Below are 2,599 nucleotides of genomic sequence, written 5' to 3'. Positions count from 1 at the left end.
TCCGCAAGTGTAGGTTGCGGACGCAAGCGTGACGTCCTTTACTTCATCGCGCTACGTGCGGAGAAATTCGCGCTTACCAAACAACTGCGCTTGTCCGAAATCCTCGATTCGCTGGAAGCGCGAAATCGAGAGGCCATCGATCGCAAGCTGGCCTTCACTGAGTTTCTCTCACTGTAAATTCACGACGAGGTTGCCCGACGCGACAACAAGAAGCTCAGCTTGCGCATGCGACGCGCCAACTTCCGCAGCCAGAAGACGCTGGAAGGATTCGACTTTGCTCGGTTGCCAGGCCTGAATCGAGCCGCCATCCATGACCTCGCCACCTGCAGATTCATCGACGAGAAAGTGGCCGTTCTAATCGCCGGCCCGTGTGGGACCGGCAAGAGCCATTTGGCGCAAGCCCTCGGACACGCAGCAGCAACGCAAGGACACGATGTCCTGTTCTCCACGCAAAGCCAGTTGCTGGCTAGTCTGCGCAACGCGGCGGCCGTGGGAACTTACGATCGACGCTTCCAATATCTTGCCAGGCTCCCATTGCTGATCATTGACGACTTCGGTCTCAAGCCACTGCGTTCGCCTGACGACGAAGACTTCCACGACCTGATTGCCGAACGTTATGAGCGGGCGGCAACAATCTTGACTTCAAATTTGGATTTCCCGGAATGGGGTGAAGCATTCCCAGGTAACAAAATGATCGGCGCGGCAACCCTCGACCGCTTGCGTCATGGCGCCCACAAAATCGTCCTCGACGGTGAGAGCTATCGCGGACCGAAACCAGGCGTCGAAACACTCAGAACCGAGCTTGCAAAAGGAGGAAAAATCACGCAACCTTGATCCCCGTCCGAACCCTCGAATTACTCGTTTCCAGTGGCGCCATTACGGCGAAAACGCCCGGCGCCATTACGCCGAAAAGTGACATGGCGTGAAGCACGTATTCCGCAAGCGCGTCGCCCACCTCCTCCAGTAGCGGAACGACGCGGTCCCGCCGCGCCTTGGTGCGGCGTACGACCACTTCGCCGGCTCGCCAACGAATGTCCTGAAGCTCGAGCAATCGCAGTTCCCGACTACGCATCCCTGTCGTCGCGAGCAATAGCAGCACGGCGCGGTCGCGCACACCAGAAGGATCCGTGACGTCAATTGCATCGACAACTCGCCTGACCTCCTCCCACGCCAGTCGGGGCGGCAAATGTGCCATCCGCCAACATGGCACCCGTGGCACGAGTCGGGCGAGTTCCTCCTCAATGAGGCCGGCCCAACGCAAGAACCGGAGGAACGAACGAACATGCGAGACGGTAGCCGATCTCGTGTAGTCGTTGACGCTTAGCGACAGAAGGTGACTGACGAGGGCCAACACATTCTCACCCGTCATTGCGGACAGTGATCGACCAGGAACATGCTCCTTGTACCATCCGAGCATGCGGCGCGCGGCCAGTATCCTTCCTTGGCGAGTTCTGGGCTGCAGCCCGCGAACCTTGCACAAGTGCTCGTCGTAGGCGGCTAGCAGTTGCCAGTCGGGATCCGGGGTCCTGTGCTCACGCGCTACCGGGAGTCGTTCCTGTATCAGTCGAAGCACATGGCGTATCGCAGTTTGGGCTCCGACACGGACGCTCGGTGCTTCAATTGCAAGCAGATAGCGCTCGACAAGGTCCTGACCAATCGCCGCACTATCCCGAAGACCAGCCTTGCTCGCGAACTGACTAAAACGGGCGATGCGGTCGAGGTACACTCGCGCTGAGGCTCGCGCGTAGCCAATCTCCGAGAAACGGGCGGCAATGCGGTCCATCTCGCCACCTAATGCGCCGCTGCGCAGGCGTTCCAGGACGCCTGGATACTTGAAGTAAAGCTCCAGCATGACATTCTCTCCTTTGCATGATGCGCCGGAACGTCCCGGCGTCAGGAGAGAGTAAAAACTCAAATATTATGTGGCGGCAACGACGACGACACTGTAACTCGGAAACACTTATTTTATTGCAATATGTTGGATACCTAAGTGACGTGCCGCCACATATTGGCACCCGTCACATATGAGCGGATTTTCTTCGAGTGCCGATTGCACCTTCGCGGCAAGAGCCGGGAAACCACTACGCATGTCGGTGACGCCTGCGGCGATCCAGATGCGAGTGCCAGCCGGCAGGCCGATCATCGGGAACGATGCAACGTCACCATCGGGTTCGTGTCTGGCAGGTCCCGGACGCGGCGCCCCAAATGCACCCTGAAGATACTGGCGACGCCATCTGAACAGCAGGTTGGTGTTTATGTCGTTGCGACGCGCGACCAGCGATACAGACGCCCCGGGCTCGAACGTCTGTTCGACCAGCTGTCGTTTGAATTCGCGCGCAAAGTTGGGGCGCTTGCCCGGTGCCTCGCACTTCCTATCCACAATCTCGGCCACTTTGGTTCCCATCAAAACATTTGATGGGAACCAAATTACCCCCGTTCACTGCTGCCCGGAGAACGGCCGACTTGAGCTTGCAATTACCCACAACTCCAAGAGAAGTTATGTTAGCCTCGCATAGATTAGGCATCCTATGGAAAGATAATGACTGGTAATGTGCGAGTAGATGACGAGGACTGGATCAATAGAGAGACGGCGGATAAC

Annotated in this window: 2 protein-coding genes and 1 pseudogene; 1 reads left to right on the top strand and 2 read right to left on the bottom strand. The window is 57.8% G+C overall.

Annotation, left to right across the window (positions count from 1 at the left end):
- The first annotated feature begins 45 nt into the window (after positions 1-45).
- A pseudogene (istB, locus tag AWB65_RS34585) lies at positions 46-834 on the top strand (IS21-like element helper ATPase IstB).
- On the opposite strand, the gene AWB65_RS34580 reads toward istB, so the two are convergent.
- Positions 821-1,852, bottom strand: a complete 1,032-nt coding sequence (locus AWB65_RS34580; protein ID WP_087671225.1) for a tyrosine-type recombinase/integrase — start codon at positions 1,850-1,852, stop codon at positions 821-823. The pseudogene istB and the gene AWB65_RS34580 overlap by 14 nt on opposite strands.
- Before the next feature lie 108 nt (positions 1,853-1,960).
- On the bottom strand, positions 1,961-2,404 hold the full coding sequence (locus AWB65_RS37995; RefSeq protein ID WP_200821874.1) for a transposase: 444 nt from the start codon (positions 2,402-2,404) through the stop codon (positions 1,961-1,963).
- Positions 2,405-2,599: the final 195 nt, after the last annotated feature.

This window comes from Caballeronia humi (assembly GCF_001544475.1).
GTDB classification, from domain to species: Bacteria; Pseudomonadota; Gammaproteobacteria; order Burkholderiales; family Burkholderiaceae; genus Caballeronia; species Caballeronia humi.
This window is presented reverse-complemented; position numbering and strand designations above follow the sequence as displayed.

What these genes read in the sequence shown, in the direction of transcription:
- AWB65_RS37995 (WP_200821874.1), bottom strand. Translation starts at nt 2,404, where the DNA reads ATGGGAACCAAAGTGGCCGAGATTGTGGATAGGAAGTGCGAGGCACCG.
- AWB65_RS34580 (WP_087671225.1), bottom strand. Translation starts at nt 1,852, where the DNA reads ATGCTGGAGCTTTACTTCAAGTATCCAGGCGTCCTGGAACGCCTGCGC.